General features: G+C 63.4%; 3 protein-coding genes and 2 pseudogenes. 3 read left to right on the top strand and 2 right to left on the bottom strand.

The window, feature by feature from the left end; genetic code table 11:
* Positions 1-105 (top strand): annotated as a pseudogene (locus EN906_RS29390) (IS110 family transposase); the annotation flags it as partial.
* Positions 106-305: 200 nt separating this feature from the next.
* Here EN906_RS29390 and carA read toward each other — a convergent pair.
* On the bottom strand, positions 306-1,523 hold the full coding sequence (gene carA / locus EN906_RS29380; protein ID WP_127271513.1) for a glutamine-hydrolyzing carbamoyl-phosphate synthase small subunit: 1,218 nt from the start codon (positions 1,521-1,523) through the stop codon (positions 306-308).
* 276 nt (positions 1,524-1,799) lie between these two features.
* Here carA and EN906_RS29375 point away from each other — a divergent pair, with 276 nt between their 5' ends.
* Together EN906_RS29375 and EN906_RS29370 are read left to right on the top strand one after the other, a co-directional pair.
* Positions 1,800-2,249 (top strand): GatB/YqeY domain-containing protein, encoded by a 450-nt coding sequence (locus EN906_RS29375; RefSeq protein WP_127272594.1) that lies wholly within the window; start codon positions 1,800-1,802, stop codon positions 2,247-2,249.
* Between the two features lie 133 nt (positions 2,250-2,382).
* On the top strand, positions 2,383-2,697 hold the full coding sequence (locus tag EN906_RS29370) for a hypothetical protein (RefSeq protein ID WP_127271501.1): 315 nt from the start codon (positions 2,383-2,385) through the stop codon (positions 2,695-2,697).
* Here EN906_RS29370 and EN906_RS37845 read toward each other — a convergent pair.
* Positions 2,687-2,908: pseudogene (locus EN906_RS37845) on the bottom strand (hypothetical protein); the annotation flags it as partial. The gene EN906_RS29370 and the pseudogene EN906_RS37845 sit on opposite strands and share 11 nt — an antisense overlap.

Genomic DNA, 2,908 nt, shown 5'->3' with positions numbered 1-2,908 from the left:
GGCAAAACCAAAATGGTCATCCGCATGGCGCTGGCGCGAAAACTCCTCGTCATTCTCAATGCAAAAGCACGCGATGCGCGCATGGAGTTCGCCAATGCAACTTGACACCACAGATAGTCGCTCATTGCCCTGCCGGGCATTTCTCCCCGTATAGTGACGGGGAGAAAGATGCTGTTGTCCGATGGTTTCACCAATTATCAATGTTGCGAGAAGAACGCCAAGAGTGCGGCCAGCTTCCTTCTCCCCGTCACTATACGGGGAGAAGATGCCGGCAGGCAGATGAGGGGCGGCGCAAGCGGATCGCGCTAAGCCCGTTCGGCCAGCAATTCCTCGCCGCGCTTCTCGCGGATTAGATTGACGAAGCGACGGAACAGATAGTGCGAATCCTGCGGGCCGGGCGAAGCCTCCGGGTGATGCTGGACCGAGAACACCGGCCGGCCAGTCAGCGTGATGCCGCAGTTCGAACCATCGAACAGTGAGACGTGGGTTTCCTCGACGCCTGATGGCAGCGAGTCGGCATCGACGGCAAAGCCGTGGTTCATCGAGACGATCTCGACCTTGCCGGTGGTGTGGTCCTTGACCGGATGGTTGGCGCCGTGATGGCCCTGGTGCATCTTGGCGGTCTTGCCGCCCAGCGCCAGTGCCAGCATCTGGTGGCCGAGGCAGATGCCGAACACGGGGATGTCGGTCTTCAACAGATCCCGGATGACCGGCACGGCATAATCACCGGTGGCTTCCGGGTCGCCGGGGCCATTGGAGAGAAAAATGCCGTCCGGCTGCATGGCAAGGATTTCTTCGGCGCCGGTCTTGGCCGGCACCACCGTGACCTTGGCGCCGAGGCCGGCGAGCAGGCGCAATATGTTACGTTTGACGCCATAATCGATGGCGACGACATGCATTGTCGGTTCGGTCTGTTCGCCAAAGCCTTCGTTCCACACCCAGGGCGTCTCGCGCCAGACCGAGGACTGGCCCGAGGTGACATCCTTGGCGAGGTCGAGCCCGATCAGGCCCGACCATGCGGCGGCGCGCCGCTTCAGATCGTCGAGATCGAACACGCCGTCGGGCGCGTGCGCGATGACGGCGTTGGGCATGCCCTTTTCGCGGATCAGTGCGGTCAGAGCGCGCGTGTCGATGCCCGACAGGGCGACGATGCCGCGCTTCTTCAGCCATTGGTCGAGACCGGCGCCGGCGCGATAGTTGGAAGGATTGGTGACATCGGCCTTGAACACGGCGCCGACGGCACCGGCGCGGGCGGCGGGATTGAGGTCCTCGATGTCCTCGTCATTGGTGCCGATGTTGCCGATATGCGGGAAGGTGAAGGTGACGATCTGGCCGGCATAGGAAGGGTCTGTGAGGATTTCCTGGTAGCCGGTCAGCGCCGTGTTGAAGCAGACTTCGGCGACGGCGGAGCCGGTGGCGCCGAGACCGCGACCTTCGATGACGGTGCCGTCGGCCAGCACCAGAAGGGCGGTCGGCTTTTCAGTGGCCCAGGCGGGCGTCGAGGCGGCGGTCATCTCGGCCATGCGGCACTCCTATCAGGCCGCGCGCTGCAACCGGCCCGGCGGGCCATCTGCGCGGCAAACGGCGCGAAGCGGCGATTTCGCGGCTCCCACGCAGTCAAATTTCCGTTCATGCAAGGCCCAGTACATAGGGGAAGGGGGCAGGGCGGTCAATGATCATGCGAAATGCCGCCATGTTTTATTTCGCCTAGCAAAATCAGTGGCTTGCCCCGGCATATCAGGGTTTGCCTTGGCTCGCCCCCGGCGCTATTGTCCGCGCCGATCGAAGGAGAATGCACCATGCGCGGAAAAATCGCCGAATCCCTGAAGAGCGCGATGAAGGCGCAGGACAAGCACCGGCTGCCGACATTGCGGCTGATCCAGGCGGCTATTCACGACCGCGACATCGCCAATCGCGGTTCGGGCAAGGAGCCGGCCAGCGACGAGGAGATCCTGCAGATCCTGGCCAAGATGGTGAAGCAGCGCGAGGAATCGGCCAAAGCCTTCGACGACGGCAAGCGGCCCGATCTCGCCGCGCAGGAGCGCGGCGAGATGGAGATCATCCGCACCTTCCTGCCGACGCAGTTGGACGATGCGGCGGTGACGGCTGCGGCGCGCGAGGCGATCGCCGCGACCGGTGCGGCCAGCCAGAAGGACATGGGCAAGGTGATTGCCGCACTGAAGCAGAAATATGCCGGCCAGATGGATTTCGGCAAGGCGAGCGGCATCGTCAAGGGCCTGCTGCAGTAGGGTGCTGCTCATCTCGTCGCTTGGGTGGCCGACCGGGCGCTCCCGGAACCCAGATCCGTCCGGAATCGAAGTCCAGGAGTTGGAACTCGGATACCGCTGAGATGTTTATCCGTCATGCAACTGGAGAGATGTCATGACTGAGAACGAAACCCGCTATGAAACCGGTGCGACGAAATATCCGGCAAAGATCGATGCCGACGCTTCCGATGAATTCTCCCAGGATGCGGCCGCCAACAAGAAGCCCGCCGGCGGAATGGGGCTCACCCGCAGGAAGGATGAAGTAGAAGACCGAACCCGCCAGTCGGAGGGACAAAACCCGCCAAGGCAAGTCACGCCGAGCGCCGCAACCGAAAAGACGTCCGGCGCCGGCCCCGCTATCGCGGAGCGTTCAAAGGACGCCAAGGCTCCGAAGAGCGGCCGCCAGCCTGGAGCGTATGTCAAGAAGTGATCGCTGGACGGGACCCGAGAGGTCCTGGCGTTGCCACTTGCGCCTTTCGCGACTGGTTGGTGGGTGTCTGTCCGGCGGGCCCCGTCGGCTCCAATGCACGGCGCAATGTCGGCGCTTCCTGCTGGATATGATCCCACAGCCGGTTGGCGATCGGCCCATGCGGTCGGTCGCGGCGCCGCGCCACCACCAGTTCGTCGGTGCGGCCCGGCAG

Origin of the sequence: Mesorhizobium sp. M7A.F.Ca.CA.004.06.1.1, assembly GCF_003999135.1 — a bacterium.
Lineage (GTDB): Bacteria > Pseudomonadota > Alphaproteobacteria > Rhizobiales > Rhizobiaceae > Mesorhizobium.
Note: the sequence above shows the minus strand (reverse complement) of the source record. Positions and strands in the feature narration are given on the sequence as shown.